This window comes from Microbulbifer sp. ARAS458-1 (assembly GCF_045348205.1).
Classification (GTDB): Bacteria; Pseudomonadota; Gammaproteobacteria; order Pseudomonadales; family Cellvibrionaceae; genus Microbulbifer.
Window position 1 is genome coordinate 1,894,298 of sequence record NZ_CP155838.1, and the last position, 26,192, is coordinate 1,920,489.

Annotated in this window: 21 protein-coding genes; 19 read left to right on the forward strand and 2 right to left on the reverse strand. The window is 58.1% G+C overall.

The features are described from left to right. Positions 1-20: 20 nt before the first annotated feature. Positions 21-455, forward strand: coding sequence for a tRNA adenosine(34) deaminase TadA (gene tadA, locus AAFH99_RS07815; protein ID WP_051687081.1), 435 nt, complete (start codon positions 21-23; stop codon positions 453-455). 1 nt (position 456) lies between these two features. Next, positions 457-891, forward strand: coding sequence for an ion channel (locus tag AAFH99_RS07820; protein WP_406829104.1), 435 nt, complete (start codon positions 457-459; stop codon positions 889-891). A 19-nt stretch (positions 892-910) separates the two neighbouring features. Here AAFH99_RS07820 and AAFH99_RS07825 read toward each other — a convergent pair whose 3' ends face one another. Then, positions 911-1,510, reverse strand: a complete 600-nt coding sequence (locus tag AAFH99_RS07825; RefSeq protein ID WP_043317222.1) for an NADPH-dependent FMN reductase — start codon at positions 1,508-1,510, stop codon at positions 911-913. Positions 1,511-1,693: 183 nt separating this feature from the next. Here AAFH99_RS07825 and AAFH99_RS07830 point away from each other — a divergent pair, with 183 nt between their 5' ends. The 4 genes from AAFH99_RS07830 to AAFH99_RS07845 all read left to right on the forward strand — a co-directional run bounded on the left by AAFH99_RS07830 (position 1,694) and on the right by AAFH99_RS07845 (position 5,415). Then, positions 1,694-2,608 (forward strand): LysR family transcriptional regulator, encoded by a 915-nt coding sequence (locus AAFH99_RS07830; protein WP_043318344.1) that lies wholly within the window; start codon positions 1,694-1,696, stop codon positions 2,606-2,608. A 6-nt stretch (positions 2,609-2,614) separates the two neighbouring features. Further along, positions 2,615-4,000 (forward strand): hypothetical protein, encoded by a 1,386-nt coding sequence (locus AAFH99_RS07835; RefSeq protein WP_406829105.1) that lies wholly within the window; start codon positions 2,615-2,617, stop codon positions 3,998-4,000. A 225-nt stretch (positions 4,001-4,225) separates the two neighbouring features. Further along, a complete protein-coding gene (gene trxA / locus AAFH99_RS07840; RefSeq protein ID WP_406829169.1) occupies positions 4,226-5,080 on the forward strand; it encodes a thioredoxin in 855 nt (284 codons plus the stop codon). A gap of 17 nt (positions 5,081-5,097) precedes the next feature. Continuing rightward, complete coding sequence (locus AAFH99_RS07845; protein ID WP_406829106.1) at positions 5,098-5,415, forward strand: NGG1p interacting factor NIF3; 318 nt, start codon at positions 5,098-5,100, stop codon at positions 5,413-5,415. A 49-nt stretch (positions 5,416-5,464) separates the two neighbouring features. Here the strand turns inward: AAFH99_RS07845 and AAFH99_RS07850 are convergent, their stop codons facing one another. Then, a complete protein-coding gene (locus tag AAFH99_RS07850; RefSeq protein WP_406829107.1) occupies positions 5,465-6,001 on the reverse strand; it encodes an NUDIX hydrolase in 537 nt (178 codons plus the stop codon). Positions 6,002-6,076: 75 nt separating this feature from the next. Between AAFH99_RS07850 and AAFH99_RS07855 the strand changes: the two genes are divergently transcribed. The 13 genes from AAFH99_RS07855 (at position 6,077) to safD (ending at position 25,972) form a co-directional block, all read left to right on the forward strand. Then, positions 6,077-7,465, forward strand: a complete 1,389-nt coding sequence (locus tag AAFH99_RS07855) for an efflux RND transporter periplasmic adaptor subunit (RefSeq protein ID WP_231491605.1) — start codon at positions 6,077-6,079, stop codon at positions 7,463-7,465. Positions 7,466-7,498: 33 nt separating this feature from the next. Continuing rightward, positions 7,499-10,678, forward strand: coding sequence for an efflux RND transporter permease subunit (locus AAFH99_RS07860; RefSeq protein ID WP_043317213.1), 3,180 nt, complete (start codon positions 7,499-7,501; stop codon positions 10,676-10,678). Between the two features lie 73 nt (positions 10,679-10,751). Beyond that, positions 10,752-11,363 (forward strand): NUDIX hydrolase, encoded by a 612-nt coding sequence (locus tag AAFH99_RS07865; RefSeq protein WP_406829108.1) that lies wholly within the window; start codon positions 10,752-10,754, stop codon positions 11,361-11,363. 145 nt (positions 11,364-11,508) lie between these two features. Then, positions 11,509-13,329 carry an ABCB family ABC transporter ATP-binding protein/permease gene (locus AAFH99_RS07870; protein WP_406829109.1) on the forward strand — a complete coding sequence of 607 codons (1,821 nt, stop codon included), beginning with the start codon at positions 11,509-11,511 and terminating at the stop codon, positions 13,327-13,329. Positions 13,330-13,549: 220 nt separating this feature from the next. Continuing rightward, positions 13,550-15,292, forward strand: coding sequence for a dipeptidyl-peptidase 3 family protein (locus AAFH99_RS07875; protein WP_406829110.1), 1,743 nt, complete (start codon positions 13,550-13,552; stop codon positions 15,290-15,292). A gap of 149 nt (positions 15,293-15,441) precedes the next feature. Beyond that, on the forward strand, positions 15,442-16,962 hold the full coding sequence (locus AAFH99_RS07880) for an AlkA N-terminal domain-containing protein (RefSeq protein WP_406829111.1): 1,521 nt from the start codon (positions 15,442-15,444) through the stop codon (positions 16,960-16,962). Next, complete coding sequence (locus AAFH99_RS07885; RefSeq protein ID WP_406829112.1) at positions 16,959-17,441, forward strand: methylated-DNA--[protein]-cysteine S-methyltransferase; 483 nt, start codon at positions 16,959-16,961, stop codon at positions 17,439-17,441. Before AAFH99_RS07880 ends, AAFH99_RS07885 begins: the two co-directional genes overlap by 4 nt. 103 nt (positions 17,442-17,544) lie before the next feature. After that, the gene (locus AAFH99_RS07890) at positions 17,545-18,099 is read left to right on the forward strand and encodes a gamma carbonic anhydrase family protein (protein ID WP_406829113.1); all 555 of its coding nucleotides are present in this window, start codon (positions 17,545-17,547) and stop codon (positions 18,097-18,099) included. A 49-nt stretch (positions 18,100-18,148) separates the two neighbouring features. Beyond that, positions 18,149-18,328, forward strand: a complete 180-nt coding sequence (locus tag AAFH99_RS07895) for a DUF1289 domain-containing protein (RefSeq protein ID WP_406829170.1) — start codon at positions 18,149-18,151, stop codon at positions 18,326-18,328. 392 nt (positions 18,329-18,720) lie between these two features. Further along, the gene (gene dnaE / locus AAFH99_RS07900; RefSeq protein WP_406829114.1) at positions 18,721-22,239 is read left to right on the forward strand and encodes a DNA polymerase III subunit alpha; all 3,519 of its coding nucleotides are present in this window, start codon (positions 18,721-18,723) and stop codon (positions 22,237-22,239) included. A 370-nt stretch (positions 22,240-22,609) separates the two neighbouring features. Then, a complete protein-coding gene (locus tag AAFH99_RS07905; RefSeq protein ID WP_043317197.1) occupies positions 22,610-23,566 on the forward strand; it encodes an acetyl-CoA carboxylase carboxyltransferase subunit alpha in 957 nt (318 codons plus the stop codon). A gap of 234 nt (positions 23,567-23,800) precedes the next feature. Then, positions 23,801-24,580 (forward strand): sulfite exporter TauE/SafE family protein, encoded by a 780-nt coding sequence (locus AAFH99_RS07910; RefSeq protein ID WP_156035165.1) that lies wholly within the window; start codon positions 23,801-23,803, stop codon positions 24,578-24,580. A gap of 24 nt (positions 24,581-24,604) precedes the next feature. Then, entirely contained in the window at positions 24,605-25,972 is a 1,368-nt protein-coding gene (gene safD, locus AAFH99_RS07915) for a sulfoacetaldehyde dehydrogenase SafD (protein WP_043317194.1), read from the forward strand. Positions 25,973-26,192 lie beyond the last annotated feature (220 nt).

Genomic DNA, 26,192 nt, shown 5'->3' on the forward strand with positions numbered 1-26,192 from the left:
TGGCGACACCACGCGATTTTATGTTTATGCAGCAGGCCCTGGGTCTGGCAAAAAAAGCGGCCGAGCTGGGCGAAGTGCCCGTGGGCGCTGTAGTGGTTCTGGGGGGCGAGGTCATAGGGGAGGGGTTCAATCAACCCATCTCCTCCTCGGACCCGAGCGCCCACGCCGAAGTCATGGCATTACGCGCAGCCGCGCAGCATCAGCAGAATTATCGTCTGCCCGGAGCCACCCTGTACGTCACCATTGAGCCCTGCACCATGTGCTTCGGTACTCTGGTGCACGCGCGCATAGCGCGGCTGGTTTACGGGGCGGCGGAGCCCCGCGCCGGTGTGGTCGCCAGCCAGCTACAGCTGCCGGAACAGAGGTTTTTCAATCATCGGGTGCAGGTGGAAGGTGGCGTGTTGCAGGACGAGGCCGGTACCCTGGTACGGGAATTTTTTCAGAAGCGACGCTGAAATGCTGGTAGCGACACTGATCAATATGTTCCTGGTGGCTTTCGCGGTGGTGATCCACCACGAGGCGCTGAATACCCTGTTCTGGGTGTCGCACCGTTGGAAATTTCGCCGTAATGTAGCGGTACTGATCGGTGTATTCGGTGCGCTCATCGCCCATGTGGTGGAAATCTGGATGTTCGCGGTGGGGTATTACTTTATGTATCACTCGCCGCTGTTTGGCACCCTGACGGGTAATTTCAATGGCGCCATGCTGGACTGTGTTTACTTCTCTTTCACCAATTACACCTCCCTCGGGTTTGGCGATATCGAACCTCACGGAGCCCTGCGGTTTACCGCAGGGCTCGAGGCTCTCACCGGCCTGGTGATGATCACCTGGACCGCTTCCTTCCTGATCCTGAAAATGCAGCGTTTCTGGACTCAACAGCTGGAAGAATAGTGTGCGCCGGGGCATGCAGTCATGCGGTGTTTGCGGACGAGCGGGCATTCACCTCGATCGAGCGCAAGGTATCCTGCACCAGTGCACGCAGCTGCGCGGTGGCGCTTTCGTCGACCAGTCTGCCGTTTGTAAAAGCGGTCATGGACGACGGTACTGCCAGCATGGTGGGCGCGATCCAGGTGCCCAGTGGCTGCAGAATATCCCGCAGGTGATTCAGTCCGCGCATGCCCCCGAGCCCGCCAGGGGAAGTGGCAAATAGTGCCGCGCGGCGGCCGTGGAACACTTCGGCACGTCCAAACTGTCCGTCAGGGCGGGACACCCAATCAATCAGATTCTTGAGCGCTGCGCTTACCGAGCCGTTGTATTCCGGGCTTGCGATCAGTAGGCCGTCAGCAGAGGCGAACAGAGCCTTCAGGCGGCTCGCCTGTTCAGGTACACCGGCCGCCTCGATATCTTCGTCGAACAAGGGAAGTGGGAACTCGCGCAGGTCGATTTCGGTAACTTCTGCGCCGGCCTCGCGGGCTAATTCCGCGGCCGCACTGGCCAGTTGGCGGTTCCAGGAGTCTTTGCGCAGGCTGCCAGCCAGGGCCAACAGGTGGGGTTTGTGTCGCGTATTCATATTCTGTCCTCTGAAAATGGTGCCCTCAGGGGCTGGCAATGGGGCTATTTTGTCGAAGCCACAGAGGAACAGAAATACAATCCATGCAAAGGTTCTGTGCAAATTTGCACAGAAAGTCGGCCGCGGCTAGAGTTGACGAAGGCAAGCTGATTGCGGACATTGCGGAGGGAGCAAATTTTGGCGGTGAGCTCGGTCAAGGACTGGAACAATCTGCATTACGCCCTTGCCGTGGCCAAGGCGGGCACCCTGTCCGGTGCCGCGCTTGAGCTGGAAGTGTCCCACTCCACGGTGTTGCGGCGTATCGATGCACTGGAAAAGGCGTTGAAAACCCGCCTGTTTATCCGCCACCCACGGGGCTATGTACCCACCGAGGCGGGGCAGATGCTAATGGGGGCTGCGGAGAACATGCAGGACCAGCTGGATCTGCTGGTGGGTAAAATGCAGGGCGCCGAGGAAACACTGCAGGGGTCTCTGGTAATTACCACGGTGAATACCCTGATTCCGCTGTTGATGCCGGTGATCCGCGGTTTTCAGCGGGAAAATCCGCACCTGCGCCTAGAGCTGGTGGCAGACCGGCGGCACCTGCGGCTGGATCATGGCGAGGCGCATATCGGGATCCGTCCGGGCGCCAGGCCCACCGAGCCCGACTACGTGGTGCAACCAGCCATTACCCTGAACAGCGCACTATACGCCTCGGCCGAGTACCTGCAGGAGTGTGGGCCGCTCAATGGGTTGGACGACCTGGCCGGGCATCGGTTTATCGGGCCCACCGAAGCCTACGACTTTATCCCGAGCCTCCACTGGATTACCCGACAAGTTCCGGACGAGCAGATCGTATTCCGTTGCAATGAGTTCTCCGGTTTTGAAGATGCGGCTCGCTGTGGTGTGGGTATCGCTGCCCTGAACCACTGGTGTGCGGAAGCGCGCCCGGGACTGCAGCGGTTAATTGAACCGCCGCCGGAGTGGTGCACTAACCTGTGGTTGGTTACCCACCGGGATATGCACCGCACGCGCAAGGTGCAACTGTTTCTCGACTGGATCAAACAGTCACTCGCCGGGCTTTCGCCGGAAATCGGGCGGGTGGAATTGCAAAGATAAATCACCATGGGAAAGACTATTGTGGATAGACGAATCGGTGCCGCGGCTGTATTCCTGCTGGCCATTTTTCAGTTCGCCTGTGACGGCGGCACGGAAAAAAAGACATCGGAGCAGCAACCGGTGGAGGCTTCCGGGGCTGAAAAGTCAGAAGTGCAACCGGAGTCGCACAGCGATGTCGCGCTGGACGCACTGGCGGAGCAGTATGTGCGCCTGGTCCTAACGCTCGGGAATCACGATAAAAGCTACGTGGATGCCTACTACGGCCCGGCCCCCTGGAAGGCCGAAGCGGCACAGGATGGTGCCTCGCCGGCAGAACTGGCCAACCGTGCGGAGCGCCTGCTCGCTCAATTACCGGACAGCGTTGAGCCCGCGGGAGACCTGAACACCCTGCGTCAGCACTACCTGAAAACCCAGTTGAAGGCCGTCGCTGCCCATGCGCACCATATCGCCGATGCGGGTTTTCGGAATTTCCAGAAAGAAGCTCGCGCACTCTACGACACCGAGCCACCGGTGCAGCAATATGCAGACTTTGATCCGGTACTGGCCGCACTGAATCAGGCGCTTCCCGGTGACGAGCCGCTCCATCTTCGTGTGCAGGCATTCCGTGAGCAGTACCGGATTCCCGAAGACAAACTCGATAGCGTGTTCAAAGCTGCGATCGACGAATGTAAAAAACGCACCCAGGCCCAGATCCAGTTGCCGAAGAATGAAAGTTTTCGGCTGGAATATGTTCAGGACAAACCCTGGAGCGGCTACAACTGGTATCAGGGTAAGGCCCACAGCCTGATTCAGATCAACAGCGGCCTCCCTATTCATATCGATCGCGCCGTGGACCTCGGTTGCCATGAAGGCTATCCCGGTCACCATACCTACAATGCGCTTCTGGAAGAGAAACTGGTCAATGATCAGGGCTGGGTCGAATACAGTGTCTATCCGCTGTTCAGCCCCCAATCGCTGATTGCCGAAGGCAGTGCCAATTACGGTTTTGAACTGGCCTTTCCCGGGGATGAGAAAACCCGCTTTGAAAAAGAAACCCTCTATCCGCTGGCAGGGCTGGATCCCGCCGGTGCAGAAAAGTATCAACAGGTTCTGGATTTACTGGCGCAGCTGAAGTTTGCGGAGAACATTGTCGCCCGGGAGTATATTGATGGTGACATCGACCGCGACGAAGCCATCGAACGCTTCCAGAAATACACCGCTATGAGCCCGGAAAAAGCTGCCCAGCGTGTGCAGTTTGTGGATACCTACGGTGCCTACGTTATCAACTACAACTGGGGTAAACAGTTAGTGAAGGAATATGTAGAGCAGGGTGCGGAGAGTCACGGTGAGCGCTGGCAAAAGTTCTCTCGCCTGTTGTCCTCCCCGCGCTTGCCGTCATCTCTGAACTGGTAAACAGAGTTTGGGTTTATGCGTAATATATTGGATGTGTCTGGGTAGACGAGTGGGCCGGTTCAGCCTCTAAATCGGGCAATGAAAACGGAATACCCCTGGAACGTGCAGTGGGGTGGGTACAAGGAGAGGGTACAAGGAGGCGCAAACTCCGGTGAATCAGGTATCATGCGCCCATTCGTGGCTGCCCGTATGTGGCAGCCCGCCAGCAAGTTATCAGGAGTAGACGTGGAAGAGTTTATCGTCGATGTGACGGCACAGAATGCGCAGCAGGTACTGATTGAAGAGTCCATGAAGCGCCCGGTGGTGGTAGACGTGTGGGCCGAGTGGTGTGAGCCCTGCAAACAGCTGATGCCGGTATTGGAAAAACTGGCCAACGAGTACGCCGGCCAATTCCTGCTGGCGAAGCTCAATGCGGATACCGAACAGGCGCTTGCAGGTCAACTGGGTGTGCGCAGCCTGCCCACGGTCATGGTACTCAAAGACGGCCAACCGGTGGACGGCTTCGCAGGCGCCCAGCCGGAAAAAGAAATTCGCGAGATGCTGGACAAGTACCTGCCCAAGGCCTGGGAACTGCAATTCCAGCAGGCGCAGAAACTGGTGGGTGAGGGCGAGCTGGACGAGGCGCTGCCGCTGCTGCGTCAGGCTTACGGCGATTCCGGCGAGCGCGCGGATATTGCCAAGCAATACGCCGCCGTTCTGTTGGAGAAAAACCGCACCAAGGACGCAGAAGAGATACTCGGCAAGATCCTGATGACGGATCAGGATTCAGACTATCAGCAACTGATGGCACAGCTCGAGCTGAAGCAGGCCGCTGCTGACTCTCCGGAAATCAAGGCCTTGCAACAGGCACTGGCGGCAAACCCTGAAGACAGTGAGTCCGCCTACAAGCTGGCGGTGCAACTCAGCCAGGCGGACCGCCACGAAGAGGCCCTGGAAATTTTGCTGAACCTGTTGCGCAAGGACCTGGGCTTTGCCGACGGCGCAGCCAAACAGGCCTACCTGGATATTGTCAAGGCGCTGGGTGCCGGCGACCCGGTGGCGACTACTTACCAGCGCAAGCTGATGACCCTGATGTTCTGATCGTCAACGCAAGCGCCATGTACAAACTCTGTATCTACATCCCCGAATCCCATCTGGAGCCGGTCAAACAGGCGATCTTCGCCGCCGGCGCCGGGCGTATCGGTGACTACGACAGCTGCTGTTGGCAGGTCCTCGGCACCGGCCAGTTTCGCCCGCTGGATGGCAGCCAGCCCTTTATCGGGCAGCAGGGTGAAGTGGAAAAGGTGCCCGAGTACCGGGTGGAAACCGTGTGTGCGGATGAGGTGGTGGATGGGGTGCTTGCGGCGATGCGCGGCGCCCATCCCTACGAGGAACCGGCGTTTGATCTGTGGAAGCTGGACGACCGCTGTAACTGATTTTGCCGCCATCCCGGCGAAGGCCGGGATCCAGTTCCGCGGAGTGCGCTTAAAGCTTCCGCTCAATCACTCCCCTGTGTAAAGCAAATTGCCCCTTCTCGCGGTCGCTGAAATAGTGCTTCAACGTCTGTGTCATCACCGGAAACGCCATCTCGTCCCAGGGGATATCCTTCTCATCAAATAATGCCACTTCCAGTGATTCTGGCCCCGGACCGAAATCCGTGTCGGTGAGCTCGCCGCGGTAAATCAGGTACACCTGATTGATATGGGGAATGTCATACACCGAAAACAGCTCATCCACGCGCAGCTTGGCGCGCGCCTCTTCCCAAGACTCCCTGAGCGCGCCCTGCTCGCTGCTCTCTCCATTTTCCATAAACCCGGCAGGCAGGGTCCAAAGCCCGTAACGGGGCTCAATGGCACGTTTGCACAGTAAAACCTGATCGCCCAGGTAGGGCAGGGTGCCGACGATGACGCGGGGATTCACATAGTGAATGGCACCGCAATCGTGGCACAGGTGGCGGGGGCGGTCGTCCCCGGCGGGGATCTCGAAAACAACGGTGTGGCCGCAATGGCTGCAAAATTTCATGGCGCAAGTATACCCGCGGTCGCAGTAAGCGCCAGTTCGCCAGCCATCTTCCTTCTATAGTGGTAAGTAGGATTTTTGTGCAGTAGCGATGGCTGGTTTTCCATGGCGCGTATTCTCGTTTTAGTAATTGCCATTTTGGCGATGGCCTGCAGTAAGCAAGAGGAGCAGGCCAAGCCCAAACCGCCGCCGGTTGAGGTCCTGGCGGTGCGCGCGCATCAGGTGGTTCCGCGCTACGAATATGTGGGGCGGGTGGAAGCTACGGATGAATACAAGGTGCGCCCGCGGGTAGAGGGGTATATCGAGACGCGCAATTTCGTTGAGGGGCAGCTGGTTCAGAAGGGCGAGCTGCTGTATCAGATCGACCCCAAACCGTTTATTGCCGCACTGGATAACCAGCGCGCCAATCTGGCGCAGGCACGCTCCGCGCTGCAGGTCGCACAGCGCAACTACCGGCGCGGTAGCGAACTGATTAAGACCGGTGCCATCAGCAAAATGCAGATGGACGAGCTGACCGGCAATTTCGAAGAGGCGGAATCCAAAGTTGCCGCCATGCAGGCAGATGTGGAAACCGCCCAGCTCAATCTTTCCTATACCGAAATCCGCGCGCCGCTCACCGGTCTGGTTGGCCGCTCGGAATATACCGAGGGGTCTCTCGTAGGTCCCAGCACCGACCCTCTCACCTCCATCGTGCGCATGGACCCGATCTACGTCACCTTCGAGGTACCGGAGAATCGATTGTTTGCGGTACAGGAAGAGACCGAGCGGCGCCGCCAGCAGGGCATCGCGCCAGTGAAACGGGAAGTGCGCATCAAACAGCCGGATGGAAAACTCTATCCCTATCCCGGCATCGTGGTTTTTGTGGATAACCAGATCGACCAGGCGACCGGATCTGCGCTGGTACGCGCCCGTTTTCCCAACCCGGAACGCCTGCTGGTGCAGGGGCAGTTCGCCCGCGTCGTCATCAGTGTGTTTGCCGGTGCGCAAGCGGTAAAGCCGCTCGTGCCGCAATCTGCGGTGCTCGAAGATATGCAGGGGCATTTCGTGTACGTCGTCGATGACAAGAATATTGCGCAGAAACGTTTTCTCAAGCTCGGGCAGCGAGAAAACGCCCTGTGGGCGGTGGAAGATGGACTCAAACCCGGTGAAAGAATTGCCGTCAACGGTTTGCAGCGGGTTACCAATGGGCAGCCGGTAGCACCGCAGAACGTCGCGTTGGATCCCTACAAGGGGATCAAGACCGAACAACCGCCTGCACAGACCAGCCCCGTCACACAGTTTCGCGAAGGTGAGGTCTCGCCGGAAGAGCGTCGTCAGTCCGGCGCGTCTGGCACCGGTTCAGATCTGCAGCAGATCGAGGCGGAAATGCGTGACGGTAGCGGGCAACAACTGCCGGAACCGGACAGCGAACGCAGTGAGCCCCTGGGCCAGGATAAGGAACCGGATGCCTATTTTGATGGCAAATGATATCCGCGGTCCCCGGGTGCAGGGCGTGATGCGATGATCAGCGCGACGTTTATCCGACGGCCGCGTTTTGCTCTGGTGATCTCTATTCTGATCACCCTTGCGGGCGTGCTGTCCCTGCCGCTATTACCCATTGCCCAGTTTCCCGACATTACCCCACCGACGGTAGTGGTTACGGCATCCTACCCAGGTGCCAGTGCGGAAGTCATGCGCGACAGTGTGGCGGAACCTATCGAGTCTCAGGTCAACGGGGTGGAGGGCATGAAATATATGTCTTCCACCAGCAGTAACGACGGCACCTATACCCTGACGGTGACTTTTGAAAGTGGCTATGACGGGGATATCGCTCAGGTGAATGTGCAGAACCGGGTGCAGCAGGCCACCCCGAGTCTGCCGGATGAGGTGACCCGCAGCGGGGTCACCGTAGAGAAGAAATCCAACACCATTTTGCTGGTGGTCAACTTGCTGTCGAAGGACGATAAATTTGACACCCTATTTCTCGCCAATTACGGCGATATTTTTATAAAAGACGAGCTGTCACGGATTGATGGCGTTAGTGATGTGCAGATTCTCGGCGCCCAGGATTACGCCATGCGCCTGTGGTTGAATCCGGACAAGATGGCCGCGCTGGATGTCACCGCCAACGATGTGATCGCCGCGATTCGCGCGCAGAACCTGCAGGTGGCCGCAGGAAAAATCGGTGCGCCGCCAATCAAACAGGAACAACAGTTTCAATACAGCATTCTCGCTCAGGGTCGCCTGGAGAGTGTTGAAGAGTTCGAAAATATCAGCATCCGCTCCCGGCCGGATGGTGGCATTGTACGCATGCGGGATATTTCCCGGGTGGAGTTGGGTAGCCAGAGTTACAGCGCCTACGGGGAGCTGGATGGACAACCGTCGGCGGTTATGGCGATCTACCAGCTGCCGGATGCTAACGCTCTGGACGTGGCGAATAAAATTCGCGATAAGGTTGACCAGTTAGCGCGGCATTTTCCGGAAGGGCTGGAGTCTGAAATTATTTACGACACCACCGGTTTCGTGAAAGCCTCGATCGAGGAGGTCGTGGAAACACTGGTCATTGCGCTGCTACTGGTGATTCTGGTGGTCTTCGTATTCCTGCAGGACTGGCGTGCGACACTGATCCCGGCCGTTGCCATTCCCGTATCTCTGATCGGTACCTTTGCGGTAATGCTGGCACTGGGTATGACGATCAACACCGTCACACTGTTTGCTCTGATCCTCGCCATTGGTATTGTGGTGGACGATGCCATCATCGTGGTGGAAAACACCCAGCGATTGCTGGGTGAGGGGCTGGATCCGAAAGAAGCCGCCATGGAATCCATGCGCGAAGTGACCGGCCCGGTAATCGCGACCACCGCCGTGCTGTTCTCGGTATTTGTGCCGGTAATGCTGATGCCGGGGCTGACGGGAAAGATGTATCAGCAGTTCGCCCTGACCATTTCCATCGCGGTTTTTATCTCGTCAGTGAATGCGCTCACCCTGAGCCCCTCACTCAGCGCGGTTCTGTTGCGGCCACCTCAGGGGGAAGGAGAGCACGGTGAAAAGCTGACCGGGGTGTTTGGTTTTTTTAACCGCTTCTTACAGCGTGCTACCCGCTTTTATATGGGGGTTGTGCGTTTTTTCGTGCGACTACCGCTACTTGGGCTGGCCACCATCGTCGGCACAGGTGTGCTGTGTTTTGTGTTGTTCAGAGTGGTGCCCACGGGATTCATTCCCGACGAGGATCAGGGGTACTTCATGATGAATGTGCAGCTGCCCGATGGTGCCTCACTGAAGCGGACCGCGCCGGTGGTCGAAAAGCTGAGCAGTGAAATCACCAAACTCGATGGGGTGGCCCATGTCATGGCGGTGCCGGGATTCAGTCTGTTGTCCAACAGTCTCGCATCCAATACGGCATTTATGATTGTGATCCTGCACCCGTGGGAGGAGCGCCTGACACCGGATCTCGACCAGTTTGCGATTCTGGATAAGGTGCAGAAACTCGGTGCCGCTGTCCCGGAAGCCCAGGTGCGGGCTTTCCCGGTTCCCGCACTACCCGGGCTGGGGACCATCGGTGGGTTTGAATTTGTGCTGGAAGATCTGCAGGGGCGGGAAATTCAGGAGCTGGCTGGGGTGCTGTACGCACTGCTTGGCGCCGCCAATCAGCGCCCGGAAATCGCTCAGGCATTCACCACTTACCAGGCCGCCTCGCCGCAATTGGAACTGCACCTGGACAAGGACAAGGCGCATATTCTCGGCCTGCAGCTTTCCGATGTATATCTTACCCTGCAGACGTATCTGGGGAGCTATTACGTTAACGACTTCAACCGTTTCGGCAAGGTCTTTCAGGTGCTTGCCCAGGCCGATGCGGAGTACCGGGACAGCGAGGAAGACCTCAGTGGCTTTTTTGTGCGCGCCAACAGTGGCGGGCTGGTACCGGTCAGCTCGGTAGCCGAGGTCAAACCTATCGTGGCCCCGCAAACGGTGCAGCGCTACAACCTGTACAACAGCGTCACCATTAACGGGGCCGCGGCGCCCGGTTACTCCAGTGGTGAGGCCATGCAGGCGATGGAGCTGTTGGGAAATCATTTGCCCGAAGGCTATGGTTACGAGTGGACTGGCGCCAGCCTGGAAGAAATCAGTGCAGGTAACCTGGCGCCGATCCTGTTTGGTCTGGCAATTTTATTCGCCTACCTGTTTCTGGTGGCGCAGTACGAGAGCTGGAGCATACCGGTTGCGGTGCTGCTGGCAATCCCGATCGCCATCGGCGGTGGTTTACTGGCGTGTTTTATCATGGGGCGCGATAGTGACCTGTATACACAGATCGGTCTGGTACTGCTGATTGCGATGGCCGCGAAAACCGCCATTCTGATGGTGGAGTTTGCGGTACTGCAGCGGGATAGCGGGCTTTCCGTCGAGGAATCCGCGCTGCAGGCCACCCGCTTGCGGTTTCGCGCGGTGTTAATGACCGCACTGGCGTTTGTGCTGGGCATTTTCCCCCTGGTGATCGCCACCGGTGCCGGTGCCGCCAGCCGTATCTCCCTCGGCCTTGCGGTATTTGGTGGCATGCTTGCTGCAAGTATTTTCTCCACCTTTCTGGTGCCCATCTATTTTGCGCTGGTGCAATCCATGCGTGAAAAAGTTAAGGGGGAACACCGACCGATGGATAAAGGCGAAGCAAAAAGCAAACCGGTGCAGAAGCCGGGTGCGACCTGATTCCCTGAACCGTTGAGGCAGAAGGTGTATAGTGATACAGGTACCGTGAGCTGGAGGCAGCACTCAAACAGCCATGTTGAAAACCATAGAAAAGAAATTTTCTGCAGTCAGGGATGAACTGCAGGCACGTGTGCCCCGTGGCCCGGAATTACAGGGCCATGCGGCGGTGCTACTGGCGTTGACGGACGAGCCAGACCCGCAAGTCATTCTTACGTTGCGCTCGCAGCAACTGTCCAGTCACTCCGGCGAGGTCTCACTGCCCGGCGGGCGCTGGGACGATACAGACCCCTCTCTCGAATACACCGCACTGCGCGAGACCCATGAGGAAATCGGCCTGCCGGCGGATCAGGTGCGCGTACTGGGTCCTTTGTGGACACGCACTACCCGCTGGCAGGTGGAAGTGACTCCCTGGCTGGGCATAGTGCCGGCAGATGCACCACTGACACCGAACCCCGGTGAGCTGGATGCAATCTTCCGGGTACCGCTGGCCTGGTTCTTTGATGATCCACGTATTCGCACGGACCGTATCACCATCGACCAGCGCCGAATCTACCTGCCCGCCTACGAGTACGAAGGTTACGAAATCTGGGGGTTTACGGCGGGTGTTTTGACGGAATTTCTGGTGCGGGTTCTCGATGCCCCTATCGGCCGGCGGGATGACGTCCCTGTCAGGGCTTTGAGCTAAACCACTTTCCTGTCGAGTTTGCTTGCAGGCGAACCGTTCGCCACTGCCGAGTTGAAGCCTTGCCCCCATTCGCTGCAAGCAGGCGCGTACAGAGTGCGCGAGGCATGGTCAGGTATACTGCGCAGCTGATTTACCGAGATACGCCATGCCCAGACCCAAGTCCGCCGTCGCTCTGGAAGATGTCCACTGGAGCGCCCTCAAAACCCTGTTTCCCTATCTACTGGAGTTCAAGCGCCCGGTGCTGCTGGCACTGCTGTGTCTTATCGGCGCCAAGGCCGCCAGTGTTGGCCTGCCATTCCTGTTAAAGCATATCGTCGATGATCTGGATCAGGCCGGTGGTGCCGCCGCAGCGATTGCCTTGCCGCTGGGCCTGTTGCTGGCCTACGGCTTTGTGCGCTTTTCGTCGGTGCTGTTTGGTGAATTGCGGGATACGATTTTCGGTCGCGTGACCGAGCGCGCCCAGCGGCGAGTCGGTCTGGAAGTTTTCCGGCACCTGCACCGGCTGGATCTGGATTATCATCTCAATCGCCGCACCGGAGGCTTGTCCCGGGATATCGAGCGGGGCAATTCCGGTATCGGTTTTCTGATGCGGTTTATGGTGTTCAATATAGTCCCCACCCTGGTGGAGATCCTGATGGTGGTGGGGCTATTGTGGTGGAATTACAGCGTCAGTTTCGCGTTGCTGGTGTTGGGTGCCGTGGCAGCCTATATCGGGTTTTCTGTGGTCGCCACCGAGTGGCGCACCCGCTATGTACGGGAGTTGAACCAGGCGGAATCCCAGAGCAGCAGCCGCGCGGTCGACAGCCTGCTGAATTATGAAACGGTCAAATACTTCGGCAACGAAAAGTACGAAGCGCAGCACTACGATTGCGAGCTGGCTACCTGGGAACAGGCCCGGCGCAAGAACCGCCTGTCACTGTTTGGACTGAACGCGGGGCAGGCGATGATCATCGCCGCCGCCATGTGCGGCGCCATGGTGATGGCCGCAGTCAATGTGACCCAGGGCAGCATGACCATCGGCGACTTTGTACTGATCAATGCCGTGATGATGCAGATATTTATTCCGCTCAACTTTCTTGGTTTTGTGTATCGGGAAATGAAAGGCGCCCTGGCCAACATCGAGAAAATGTTCTCTATTCTCGACGTAAAACCGGCGGTTGAAGACGTGAAATCCGCCGGTGAACTGAGAATCAAACGGGGCGCTATCGAATTTCAAAACGTGTATTTCGGCTATAACCCCGAGCGGGAAATTCTCAAGGGCATCAGCTTTACCGTGGCGCCGAAACAGAAGGTTGCGATTGTCGGCGCCAGCGGCGCGGGCAAGTCCACCCTATTCAAACTGCTGTTCCGCTTCTACGACGTAACACGCGGCAGTATCCTGGTCGATGGGCAGGATATACGGGACGTACGTCAGGATTCCCTGCGCGCGGCCATCGGCGTGGTGCCCCAGGACACGGTATTGTTCAATCAGTCCATTCTGGAGAATGTGCGCTACGGTCGGGTAGGCGCCGCGGATGAAGAGGTCATGGCGGCGGTTCGCCACGCACAGCTGGATGACTTTATTGCCCAGCTTCCGGATGGTGTCCATACTGCCGTGGGTGAGCGTGGCCTCAAACTCTCTGGAGGGGAGAAGCAGCGCGTGGCCATTGCCCGCGCAATTCTCAAGCACCCTCCCATCATGGTGTTTGACGAAGCCACCTCCAGCCTCGACAGTCGCTCGGAGCAGGGGATTTTGCGTGCATTGCAGGATATTTCCCGCGAGCAGACCACCCTGGTAATTGCGCACCGTCTGTCCACCGTGGTGGATGCCGATCTGATTCTGGTGATGGACCGGGGGCGGATCGTGGAGCAGGGCAGCCACAACGACCTGATTGCCGCCAACGGCCACTACGCGGACCTATGGCGAATGCAGCAGCAGGAACGGGCGCGATACGATGACCGCGAGGATGTGTCCTTATCTCCCTGATGCCCGGCGGCAGTCCGGGGCACTATGCCGGAACGTGGATCTATTTGCTGGCGTAAATTGTTTTCCTCTAACGGAAACGCGCCGCGGAATTTCCTATCTTTGCCCATAATTGCAGTCAAATATCCGGTGCCCTCTGAGCAGTGTGGGGTATCTGGACATCTTTCGAGCCCGCAATTAATGTGGCTCGCGCTATTCAATAAGACAACAGGCAGGAACCTGAATGAAATCTGCACTCTTTGCTGCATCGGCCTTGGCAATTGCCATTGTTACCGGCTGCTCTTCTGATGAAAAATCCGTCGCCACACCGGAATCTGCTGCGCCCGTAGAAACGACGGCGCAATCAGGGCCCGAGGCCGAGCAAAAAAATGCACAACCGGCCACTGGCCCCCAGGCTGGCGGCATCGCAAAAGGTGTGGACCCGGCGCGCTTCGATATCTACGCGCCGGTGGAATTGAATGCGGATCTCTCGTCGCTGTCTGAAAACCAGCGCCAGATGATCGGTAAGCTGATTGACGCCAGTAAAATCATGGATCAGTTGTTCTGGCTGCAGTCCTACGGTCCCGCGCAGGAGCTGCTGAGTGGCATCGATGACAGTGCCGCACGCAAGTTTGCGGATATCAACTACGGTCCCTGGGATCGACTGAACGACAACAAACCATTTATCGAGGGCTACGGCGACAAGCCGCTGGGTGCCGAGTTCTACCCGGAAGACATGACCAAGCAGGAATTTGAAGCCTGGAAACAGCCGGGTAAAGAAGGTCTGTATTCCCTGGTGCGCCGCGATAGCAACGGCGATCTTGAACTGGTGCCTTACAGCGAGGCCTACAAAGCGGAGCTGGAAAAAGCCTCAGCGCTGCTGCGTGAGGCCGCGGAGCTGGCGGAAGATCAGGAATTCGCGGCTTATCTGAAATTGCGCGCCGACGCCCTGCTGAACGACCAGTTCCGCGATAGCGATATGGCGTGGATGGACATGAAGGACAACCGAATCGACGTGGTGATCGGCCCTATCGAAAATTACGAAGACCAGCTGTTCGCCTACCGCACCGCCTATGAGTCCTACGTGCTGTTGAAAGACATGGCGTGGAGCGAAAAACTGTCCAAGTTCGCCGCCTTCCTTCCGGAACTGCAGCGCGGCCTGCCGGTAGATGACAAGTACAAGGCGGAAACCCCGGGAACCGATTCCGACCTGAATGCCTACGACGTGCTCTACTACGCGGGCCACAGCAACGCAGGCTCGAAAACCATCGCCATCAACCTGCCGAACGACGAAGAAGTGCAGCTGAAAAAGGGCACCCGCCGCCTGCAGCTGAAAAACGCTATGCGCGCGAAGTTCGACCAGATACTGCTGCCTATCAGTGGCGTGTTGATTGCGGAAGATCAGCGCAAGCACATCACCTTCGATGCGTTCTTCGGCAACACCATGTTCCATGAAGTGGCCCACGGTCTTGGGATCAAGAAAACCGTCACCGACGGCGCCAATGTGCGTCAGGCTCTGAAAGAAACCTCCTCCGCACTGGAAGAGGGCAAGGCGGACATTCTCGGTCTGTACATGATCACCAAGTTGCACGAAAAGGGTGAAATTGAAGAAGGCGAGCTGATGGACAACTATGTCACCTTCCTCGCCGGTATTTTCCGCAGTGTCCGTTTCGGTGCTGCCAGTGCCCACGGCAAGGCGAATATGATGCGCTTCAATTTCTTCAAGCAGGAAGGTGCCTTCACCCGCGACGAAGCCACTGGCCAGTACAGTGTCGATTTCGACAAAATGCAGGCGGCGATGACCAAACTGTCGAACCTGATCCTGACCATCCAGGGCGATGGGGACTATAAGAAGTCGAAAGACCTGCTCGACAATATGGGCGTGGTTGGCGCGGAACTTCAGGCGGATCTGGATCGACTGAAAGATGCCAATATCCCGGTGGATGTGACGTTCATCCAGGGTAAGGAAGTGCTGGGTATTCAATAATCGTACGATCCTAACTTTTCCAGAGCGGGCCCTCATGGCCCGCTTTTTCGTTCCTCGGGGGCGAATAGCCAGCCAGTTCCGAATATGACTAGTTTGGGGGTTATCCGGTCCGTACACTGGAGGCAGTACAAGCTACAGATCAACTGAACGTGAAACCTGACCCCGGTATCTGCCACTCTGCCCGTCTCGCCCGCGACAAGCGGTTTGATGGCCGCTTCTACACCGCGGTGAAAACCACGGGCATCTTCTGCCGACCCATTTGCCCGGCGCGTCCGCCGCTGGAGAAGAACGTCGAGTACTTCCTTACCGCCGCAGAAGCCGCCGCAGCGGGTTATCGGCCTTGCCTGCGCTGCCGGCCCGATGCTGCTCCCGGCAGCCCGGCCTGGGGCCTGGTATCCACCACCGTGCAGCGCGCGGTAAACCTGATGCGCGCGGAGCGGGAAGCTCAATCCATCGAGCAGCTGGCGGAGCGCCTCGGTATCACTAGTCGTTATCTACGCAAACTGTTTGCAGAGCATATCGGCCTGAGTCCGTTGCAGGTTTGGCAGACGGAGCGGGCGCTATTCGCATTCAGCCTGCTGCGGGATACCAGTCTGCCGGTGGGGGATATCGCGTTCGCCGCGGGCTTTAATAGCCTGCGTCGATTCAACGGGGTTTTTAAGGGAATTTATCAGCGAACACCTAGTGAAGTTCGCCGCGAGTCGGTGTCAGCGCAGCCCAATGATCGCGGTGTAAAACCCATCCGGATATACCTGAGCTATCGGCCGCCGTTCGACTGGCCGGCGCTGCTGGCGTTCTTCGCCGCGCGCACCCTGCCGGGCGTGGAGCAGGTCGATGCCGGTGATGATCCTGAACAGGGGGAATACCTGCGCAGTTTCGAATTGCTCGGCCAGCGCGGGTTGCTGCGGGTGGCCCACGAACCCGACAAGGAGCGCTTGCGGGTCAGCGTTTACGGCGATGGTTGTGGAGCGGTACTTTATCCGCTGCGGGAGAAGCTGCGTCGCCTGTTTGACCTGGATACGGACAGTGATGAAATTCGCGGCCATTTGCAAACGGATCCGCTTCTGAAGCAAGTGCTGAAGGGGGCTCCCGGCGTGCGCTTGCCCGGTGCCTGGGATCCGTTCGAATACACATTGCGCGCGATCCTCGGTCAGCAGATTTCGGTGGCTGCGGCCACCACCATTGCCGGACGGGTCGCGAGCCGTTACGGCGAGACGTTTACCGGGCCAGAAGGCGAGTCGCTGCTGTTGTTTCCCACCGCGGAGCAGCTGCGCGATGCGGACTTCTCTGACATTGGTGTTACCCGCACCCGCGCAAAGACCCTGCAGACGTTTGTTGCGGCCACACTCAATGGCGATATCGACTTCAATGCGGCGGATCTCGAGAGCTTTTGCGTTCAAATGACCGCTCTTCCCGGTATTGGCGACTGGACCGCCCATTACACCGCCATGCGCGGTCTCTCCATGCCGGATGCCTTTCCGGCCTCGGACCTGGGAATCCTGATCGCCCTCGGCGATGGTGAGCGCAAGGCAACCCCGAAACAGGCTCTGGCCCGTGCAGAATCCTGGCGCCCCTGGCGGGCCTACGCCGCTCTTTTACTATGGCAGTCCCTCAAAACCACACCTAAACCCAATTCCAAATCCAAGCCCAAGAAGAGGTTGCCCAAATGATCCACTATGAAATTTACCCCAGTGCATTTGGTGAACTCGGTATCGCCGCCAGTGAATCGGGGCTTGTGGGGATCGACCTGCAGGCGGGCAAGCGGCCGCTGCCGGTGAAGGAAGAGTGGCTGCGTGGCGCCACCGAGCTGACAGACACAGCGGCAGCGCAGCTGGAGGCCTATTTTGGTGGTGAGATCCAGTCATTTGAGCTGCCGATGGATGCTACCGGCACGCCGTTTCAGCAATCGGTGTGGAAGGCGCTGTGTGCCATTCCCTTTGGTGAAACCCGCAGTTACCGGGAGCTGGCGGAGGCCATCGGCAATCCGAAAGCGGTGCGCGCGGTGGCGCGGGCCAACGGGGCCAATCCACTGTCCATCGTGGTGCCCTGCCACCGGGTAATTGGCGCAGACGGTAGGCTGACGGGCTATGCGGGCGGGCTGGAGATGAAGGCGCGTTTGCTGGCGTTGGAAGGCGTGTTAATCGGCTAGCCTGTCCGGTGAGTCACAGCTGTTCCAGGGTGGCAATCGGGAGCCCTGGGCGGGATAATGCCCGGCTGAATTCCACCACCACTAAATGTTTCCCGGAGATCAAATGCTGTACAGGTTGGGCGATAAGCAGCCGACCCTTGAAGGCGAGGGCCACTACATTGCGCCCGGCGCCCGGGTGATCGGCAATGTGCTGATGCAGCCTCACAGTTCGGTGTGGTTCAACGCGGTGATTCGCGGGGACAATGACCTCATCACTATTGGTGAGCGGGCGAATATCCAGGACGGTTCTGTGTTGCATACGGACCCGGGTGTGCCACTGACGGTGGGCACCGGGGTGACGGTGGGGCACAAGGTGACGCTGCACGGCTGCCAGATCGGTGAGTATTCGCTGGTGGGGATGAATGCGGTGGTCCTGAACGGGGCCAAGATTGGCCGCTGCTGCATTATCGGGGCGAATGCGCTGGTGACGGAGAATGCGGAGGTTCCGGATTTTTCGCTGGTGCTGGGGAGCCCGGGTAAGGTGGTGAAGACGCTGGATGAGGCGACGTTTGAGTTGCTGAAGGCGAGCAGTGAGATTTATGTGGCCAACGGTCGGCGATTTGCAGACGAGTTGGTGGAGGTGGATATGCCTCAGGCGGTAAGCAGTGAGCGAGAGTGATTGGAGCAAGGTGAAGGATAAAGAGCCGGAGGCTGCGTTTGAGTTTCCGGTGAAGTCGCCTTGTGTTTCCGTTTGTGCGTTGAATCGTGACGATATCTGTGAGGGGTGTTTTCGTTCCGGGACTGAGATCAGTCAGTGGGGGCGGATGTCTAACGCTCAGAAAAAGCAGGTATTGAGTTTGTGCCACGAGCGGGCGGTGGAATTGAAGCGGGTTTGGTGGTCCGACTGAATTTGTTTTTGTGGCGGTGGAGCACCGGGTGGAGGTTTTCAGGACCGCTGTGAACCCATCCCTGGGCGCTGCGGCGCAAACATCCTGTTTGCGACGCTCCTGAAAACCTTCACCCGGCACTCCACCTGCGCATTCGGCCGCACTACTTTGTCAGTAAAAACGCGCATAAGATTTCTCGGGCTTACGAAGTAACGAATTACCAGAATTGCACTAAGCACCGAGGGGCGGTAAGCCCTTCCGGGACCTTCTCCGACATGGATGTCGGAGCAGAGCTACATGGATGTATTCACGGGGGGCGCCTAGCTCGTGTCCCGGAAGGGCTTACCGCCCCTCGGTGCGTTCCCGGAACAGAGCTAAAAATACCTCCGGGCCAAAATTAAATAGAACAGAATATGACCCAACCCTTCGTACATTTAAGAATCCACACTGAATACTCCCTGATCGACGGCCTGGTACGTATCAAGCCGTTGGTGGGTCGTGTTGCCGAGCTGGAAATGCCGGCGGTGGCGATTACGGACCAGACGAATTTCTACGGCCAGGTGAAGTTTTATCGGGGCTGTATGGGCGCCGGGGTGAAGCCGATTACCGGGGCCGATTTCTGGTTGAAGGAGGGTGGGGAAGAGCAGCCTACGCTGCTGACGCTGTATGCGATGAATACCACCGGTTACCGCAATATTACCGAGCTGATTTCCCGCGCCTGGATGGAAGGGCAGTACCACGGGCATGCGTTTGTGGAGCGGGAGTGGATCGAGCAGGCATCGGAGGGTGTGTTGATGCTTTCCGGGGCCAAGTACGGTGATGTTGGCCGGGCGCTGATTGCCGGGCGGAATGCACAGGCGGAATCTCTGGCGCAGGAGTGGGAGCGAATTTTCCCGGGCCGCTACTACCTTGAACTGCAACGTACCGGTCGCCCGGGTGATGAAGAATATCTGCACGCGGCAGTGGGTCTGGCGGGCAGGCTGAATCTGCCGGTCGTCGCCACGAACGATGTACGCTTTATTGAAGACAGCGAGTTTGAGGCGCACGAGGTTCGGGTGTGTATCCGGGAGGGCCGGGCGTTGGATGATCCGCGTCGCGAGCGCCGCTATTCATCTGAACAGTACCTGCGCACCCCGGAAGAGATGCTGGCGCTGTTCAAGGATATTCCGGAAGCGTTAGAGAATACGGTGGAAATCGCGCGTCGTTGTTCTGCGCCGATTCAGCTGGGGAAATACTTCCTGCCGCAATTCCCCATCCCCGAGGGAATGACGGAAAACGAATTCTTTGAAAAAGTCTCGTTCGACGGACTGTACGAACGTCTGGAATTCATCCTCGACAAAAATGCGCCGGACTACGAGGCGCGTAAAAAGGTTTACGAGGACCGCCTGCGCTTTGAGCTGGATATTGTTATCCAGATGGGGTTCCCCGGGTACTTCCTGATTGTTATGGACTTTATCCAGTGGGCCAAGGATCACAATATTCCGGTGGGGCCGGGGCGGGGTTCCGGTGCGGGCTCGTTGATTGCCTACTCGCAGAAAATTACCGATCTTGACCCTCTGCAGTACGACCTGCTGTTCGAACGGTTCCTGAACCCGGAACGGGTTTCCATGCCCGACTTCGACGTCGACTTCTGTATGGAAAAGCGCGATCAGGTCATTAACTACGTGGCCGATCACTACGGCCGCGATGCAGTGAGTCAGATTATCACCTTCGGTACCATGGCCGCGAAGGCGGTAGTGCGGGATGTGGCGCGGGTGCAGGGCAAGTCTTACGGACTTGCAGACAAACTCTCGAAAATGATCCCGGCGGACCCGGGCATGACCCTGGCCAAGGCGTTTGAGCAGGAAGAGGTGCTGCGGGAGTTCCTCGAGAATGATGAGGAAGGTCAGGAAATCTGGGAAATGGCGCTGCAGCTGGAAGGCGTGGCGCGGAACGTGGGTAAGCACGCCGGTGGTGTGGTTATCGCTCCCACAAAGCTCACCGACTTCGCGCCGCTCTACTGTGACGAGACCGGTGCAGGCCTGGTGACCCAGTTCGACAAGAACGATGTGGAAGACGCGGGCCTGGTGAAGTTCGACTTCCTGGGGCTGCGGACCCTGACCATCATCGACTGGGCCAAGGCGATGGTGGACGAGCAGCGCGCACGGGAGGGCAAAGAGCCCCTGGTGATCGAGGCGCTGCCTCTCGACGACCCCGAAACCTACGCCATGATCAAGCGCGCCGAGACCACCGCGGTATTCCAGCTGGAATCTCGCGGTATGAAGGACCTGATCAAGCGCCTGCAGCCGGATAACCTCGAGGATATGATCGCCCTGGTGGCCCTGTTCCGTCCGGGCCCGCTGCAGTCGGGCATGGTGGACGACTTTATCAACCGGAAGCACGGTCGTGCGCAGGTCGCCTACCCGGATGCCAAATACCAGCACGAAAAACTGAAACCCATTCTGGAGCCTACCTACGGGGTAATCGTCTACCAGGAACAGGTGATGCAGATTGCCCAGGAGCTCGCTGGTTACACCCTCGGTGGCGCAGACATGTTGCGCCGGGCCATGGGTAAGAAAAAACCGGAGGAGATGGCCAAGCAACGCGCCACTTTCGAGCAGGGTGCGAAGGAGCAGGGAGTCGACCCGGAGCTCGCGATCAAGATCTTCGATCTGGTGGAAAAGTTTGCCGGTTACGGCTTTAACAAATCTCACTCCGCCGCTTATGCACTGGTGTCCTACCAGACCGCCTGGCTGAAGGCCCATTACCCGGCGCAGTTTATGGCCGCCACCATGTCTTCGGATATGGACAAAACCGATAAGGTGGTGACCTTTATCGAAGAGTGCCGGGCCATGAAACTGGACCTGGTACCGCCGGATGTAAATCTGGGTACTTATCAGTTCTCGGTGGATGTGGACAACCGCATCATCTACGGTCTGGGTGCGATCAAGGGGCTGGGGGAAGGCCCCATCGACAACATTATTGCCGAGCGCGAACAGAATGGACCTTTCACCGATCTGTTCGACTTCTGTTCCCGCATTGACCCGCGCAAGGTGAACAAGCGCGCGCTGGAAGCGCTGGTGCGTTCCGGCGCCCTGGACAGTATCGGCCCGGATACCAACAGCGCCGATGGCCTGGATTACTCGCGCGCGGTGCTGTTCAACGCGCTGGATGAGGCGGTGAAGTCCGCCGAGCAGCAGAGCAAGAACGATAGCGCCGGTATGATGGATCTGTTCGGCGAGGTGGTACGCTCCGCGTCCGACGGGGATGTGTACGAGGATTTCCGCAGTGCGCGTCCGTGGAGTATTCGCGAGCGTCTCGAAGGCGAGAAGAACACCCTCGGTCTGTACCTGACAGGCCACCCTATTGACGAGTACGAAGATGAGCTGAAGCATCTGGTGAAGGCGCGCATCGCGGACCTGAAGCCGGGCCGTGAAAACCAGAAGGTGGCGGGCCTGTGTGTGGGTATGCGGGTGATGAAGACCAAGCGCGGTGATTCCATGGCGATTGTGACTCTGGATGACCGCAGTGCGCGGATCGAGGCGGCGGTATTCAGTGAGGCGTTCGGGGAACACCGGGAGAAGCTGGTGAAGGATGCGCTGCTGGTGCTGGAGGGGTCTATCTCCCACGACGATTACAGCGGCGGCCTGAAGATGAGCGTGAATAGTGTGTCGACGCTGGACGATTTGCGCAGTGGCAGTGTGATCGGGGTGACCCTCAAGATCGATAGTGCTCAGGCATTGCCGAAGATGGGGCAGCGTTTGAGCGCCTGCCTGCGTCCCTATGTGGGCGGCTCCTGCCCGGTGCTGGTGGAAGTGGAGCGCAGCGACGCGCGCGGTACCTTCCGCCTGGCGGATGAGTGGAAAGTGGAGCCAAATGACCAGCTGATCCAGTCCCTGCGGGAGGTGATCGGCCGGGAGCGGGTACAGCTCAACTACAATCAACGGCAGTAATTTTTCACTTGAGCCATTCGGTGGCGGTGGCGCTGCCGGGTGCGGTCTTGCGAGACACGCCGTCCACCCATCCCTGGGGGCTCTGCACCGCCATCCTTGGCGGTGAAGGTCTCGCAAGACCGCACCCGGCATCGCCACCTTCGCTCGAGGCTACGCCAAGCGATTTGTATTGCGCGACCAGTCTCCCGATTCAGGCTTTCTGTACTGTCGGAATTTAGTCAAGTGAACGCATGCACTCGACTGAGTGGTCCTATCCCGGTAAGCTAGCCGCCATTTTCAGTAGACGAGGCCTGTTTGCGACCGTTCGGGGTAGTTTGGTCGCATTTTCCAACATTTGGCAGGCCCACAGAATTATCAAGGCGCGAATTAAATGAACTTCAGTTTTCTCGAGTTTGAACAGCCGATTGCGGAACTGGAAAGCAAGATCAAGGAGCTTCAGCACGTCGGGGATGACAACGACCTGAACATCGCTGAAGAGATCACCCGACTGCGGGAAAAGAGCGAGAAGCTCACCGAGTCCCTGTATTCCGACCTCTCTCCCTGGCAGATCGTGCAGGTGGCCCGCCACCCGCAGCGTCCCTACGCCAAGGACTATATCGAGCGCATTTTCACCGATTGGGACGAGCTGCACGGCGATCGTCACTTCGGTGACGACAAGGCGATCATCGCCGGTATCGGTCGCCTGGAAGGCCGCCCGGTGGCGGTGATTGGTGAGGAGAAGGGCCGCAGTGTCAACGAGAAGGTGAAGCGCAACTTTGGTATGCCGAAGCCGGAAGGCTACCGCAAGGCGCAGCGCATCATGGAGATGGCGGAGCGCTTCAAGATGCCAGTCCTGACACTGATCGACACCCCCGGGGCCTATCCGGGTATCGACAGTGAGGAGCGCGGAATTTCCGAGGCGATCGCCAAGAATCTGGCGGTGATGTCCCGTCTGCGTACGCCGATTATCTGTACGGTAATTGGCGAGGGCTCATCCGGTGGCGCGCTCGCCATTGGTGTGGGTGACCAGCTGAATATGTTGCAGTACTCCACGTACTTTGTGATTTCGCCGGAAGGTTGCGCGAACATTATCTGGAAGACCGTGGAGAAGGCGCCGCTGGCAGCCGAGGCCATGGGGGTGACTTCTAGTGTGCTGGAAGAGCTGGGTATTGTGGACGAGACGCTGCCTGAGCCGCTGGGTGGTGCACACCGCGATCCGGATCTGATGGCGGCGCGCCTGCGTGATCGCCTGTCTGAACAGCTGGATAAGCTGACCGCGATTCCTCTGGATGAGTTGCTGGAGAAGCGCTACCAGCGTCTGATGAGCTACGGTAACGTCGTAGGCTGAAGCCAACACTTCTTCAGGACATAAAAAACCGGCGTCTGTGCCGGTTTTTTTATGTCCGTGCATTCTTTCTCGTCCTCAAATAACCAGCTTCAGGCCCGGGACTACTGGGTTTGAAGCTGTCCTTACGGCTAGACTGGCCATCGCTCAAAAACCGATCGAATCACTGCGAGTTTCACCCATAAGTACTCGGGATCGGCGCGATAATAATCACTGTTCAAAGCGTGGGGGTAGTCCTTGGCGGAGTTGGGTTCGCTGTTAAGCCTGATGCCAGACCAGAGCCCCGGCCTTGCCCTCGGGTTACTGCTGCTTGTCTGCGTGGTCAGTGCGTTTATCTCCGCGGTGACCGGCGGTGCCGGCGGTATCCTTATGTTCGCCGCGCTCAATGTGGTGATCCCCCTGCGCGCCCTGGTACCGATCCACGGTGCGGTCCAACTGATGAACAACCTCGCGCGTGTGGTCTATGTGCGCGAGCATATCCGCTGGGACCAGTGCATTTCGTTCTTTATCGGCTGTACCCTGGGCTCCGCGGCCATGACCCTGGGGCTGGCGAATCTCGACTGGCAACAACTGCCGCTGGTGCTGCTGGCGGTTTTGATTTTCTATACGGTGTTCAAACCGAAAAAATTGCCAGAAATCCGTTTGAAACCGCGCAATTTTTTCTGGGTAGGCATCGCCACCGGCACTCTGGGTATTGTGGCCGGCGCGGTAGACCCGCTATTGGCCGCGTTCTTTGTGCGTAAAGATATGACGCCGAAGGAAATCGTGGCGAACAAATCGGTGATGCAGGCCTGGTGCCACGCGCTCAAGGTGCCCGCATTTATTTATCTCGGTTTTGCATTTTCCGAACATCTAGGACTGATTCTTCTGCTGACCATTGCCGCGGTGATCGGCACTCGGGTCGGTATCGCACTGTTGAACCGGATTAACAGCGAAGTCTTTTTCAATCTTATGCGCGCGGCACTGCTGATCGCCGGCGCACGTATTATTTATCAGCTGGTTGCCCCGGCGATTTAGGACGAACAAAAGTAGGTAAACACCATGGCCGACTATCAGATTATCAACCCGTACAGCGGCGAGCAGATCGAAGCCTACGATTTTCACAGCAAAGAGCAGGTGGAAGAGGCTATTCAATCCCTGGTTGCTGGCCGCAAAATCCAGCAGGCCACCCCGGCGTTTGAACGCTCCAATATCCTTTTGAAACTTGCCCAACTGATTCTGGAGCGCAAAGAAGATCTGGCACGCCTGATATGCGAAGAAACCGGCAAAACCATCGGTGACAGCCGTATCGAAATCGACCGCGCCTACAACACGGCCCTGTCCAGTGCCATGGAAGCCCGCAACATCAACGGTGAAGCCCTTGACTCCGACGCCTTCCCGCCCATGCGCGAAAAAATCGGCGTGGTACTGTGGAAGCCACTCGGCACCGTACTGTGTATTACCCCGTTCAATTTTCCGATCAACATTGCCGTGCATAAAATCGGCCCGGCCTTCGCCGCCGGCAACACCATCCTGTTCAAGCCCGGCCCGCAAAACAAACGCTCTGCGGAACTGCTGGTTGAACTCTGCTATGCCGCCGGCATGGAAAAATCTGTACTGCAGATGCTGATTCCGGATATCGAGGCGACCAGTTACGCGGTCTCTCACCGGGAGATCCAGGCCATCAACTTCACCGGCGGCACCGCCGCAGCCGATGCCATCGCGAAGAACGCCGGTTACAAAAAAATGTTGTTTGAACTCGGCGGCAACGACCCATTGATCGTCATGCCCGGCGCCGACCTCGACGCCGCAGTCAACGCCACCATCAATCAACGCTTCGCCACCGCCGGTCAGCGCTGCACCGCCGCCAAACGGCTGTTCGTGCACAGCGACGTATTTGACTCCTTCAGCAACAAACTCATTATCGCCACCTCCAATCTCAACGTCGGCGATCCAATGCAGGACGACACATTTATTGGCCCACTGATTCACACCGCCGCTGCCGACGAAGTGGAAGCACGCATCGAATCCGCAGTGAAAGCAGGCGCACGGGTACTTTATGGCCACAAGCGCGAAGGCAATATCCTCTGGCCAACCATCCTCGACAACGTCCCCGACGACGCCGAACTGGTTGCGGAAGAAACCTTCGGTCCGGTAGTGCCGCTGCGGAAATTTGACGATGAAGCGGAGCTGATCTCGCTGATCAACAGCTCTCCATTTGGCCTGCAGGCCGGTGTATTCACCCAAAACCTCGCCCTAGCCAAACGCCTCTACAACCAGCTGGACGTAGGCCTACTCGCCGTCAACGATGGCCCCGGCTTCCGCGCTGAACACTTTCCATTCGGTGGCGTAAAAGAAAGTGGCGTGGGCAGAGAAGGTGTGAGTTACGCCATCCGAGAAATGAGCTACCAGAAAACATTGGTGATCTAATCATTCCGAAGTCAGCGGTCTAAATCGAAGGTGTCGACGCCGGGTATTGGCTCGCAAGACCTTCCGCGAGAGGGACCTCGTGGAAGAGCCCCCATGGATGGGTTTACGGCGTGTCTTGCGAGCCAATACCTGGTGGCGGCATCGCCAGCGGGTGAGCTACGAAGCTCAAAGAACCTCCGGAGCGCACAACTCGAGCGGCGCAAAACCAAACCCTCGAATT

Excerpts from the sequence above, each read along its gene's own strand:
- AAFH99_RS07870 (WP_406829109.1), top strand. The coding sequence starts at position 11,509 with ATGCCCAGACCCAAGTCCGCCGTCGCTCTGGAAGATGTCCACTGGAGC.
- tadA (WP_051687081.1), top strand. The coding sequence starts at position 21 with ATGTTTATGCAGCAGGCCCTGGGTCTGGCAAAAAAAGCGGCCGAGCTG.
- AAFH99_RS07860 (WP_043317213.1), top strand. The coding sequence starts at position 7,499 with ATGATCAGCGCGACGTTTATCCGACGGCCGCGTTTTGCTCTGGTGATC.
- AAFH99_RS07865 (WP_406829108.1), top strand. The coding sequence starts at position 10,752 with ATGTTGAAAACCATAGAAAAGAAATTTTCTGCAGTCAGGGATGAACTG.
- AAFH99_RS07905 (WP_043317197.1), top strand. The coding sequence starts at position 22,610 with ATGAACTTCAGTTTTCTCGAGTTTGAACAGCCGATTGCGGAACTGGAA.
- AAFH99_RS07845 (WP_406829106.1), top strand. The coding sequence starts at position 5,098 with ATGTACAAACTCTGTATCTACATCCCCGAATCCCATCTGGAGCCGGTC.
- AAFH99_RS07825 (WP_043317222.1), bottom strand. The coding sequence starts at position 1,510 with ATGAATACGCGACACAAACCCCACCTGTTGGCCCTGGCTGGCAGCCTG.
- AAFH99_RS07820 (WP_406829104.1), top strand. The coding sequence starts at position 457 with ATGCTGGTAGCGACACTGATCAATATGTTCCTGGTGGCTTTCGCGGTG.
- AAFH99_RS07890 (WP_406829113.1), top strand. The coding sequence starts at position 17,545 with ATGCTGTACAGGTTGGGCGATAAGCAGCCGACCCTTGAAGGCGAGGGC.
- AAFH99_RS07885 (WP_406829112.1), top strand. The coding sequence starts at position 16,959 with ATGATCCACTATGAAATTTACCCCAGTGCATTTGGTGAACTCGGTATC.
- dnaE (WP_406829114.1), top strand. The coding sequence starts at position 18,721 with ATGACCCAACCCTTCGTACATTTAAGAATCCACACTGAATACTCCCTG.
- AAFH99_RS07850 (WP_406829107.1), bottom strand. The coding sequence starts at position 6,001 with ATGAAATTTTGCAGCCATTGCGGCCACACCGTTGTTTTCGAGATCCCC.
- safD (WP_043317194.1), top strand. The coding sequence starts at position 24,605 with ATGGCCGACTATCAGATTATCAACCCGTACAGCGGCGAGCAGATCGAA.
- AAFH99_RS07875 (WP_406829110.1), top strand. The coding sequence starts at position 13,550 with ATGAAATCTGCACTCTTTGCTGCATCGGCCTTGGCAATTGCCATTGTT.
- AAFH99_RS07835 (WP_406829105.1), top strand. The coding sequence starts at position 2,615 with ATGGGAAAGACTATTGTGGATAGACGAATCGGTGCCGCGGCTGTATTC.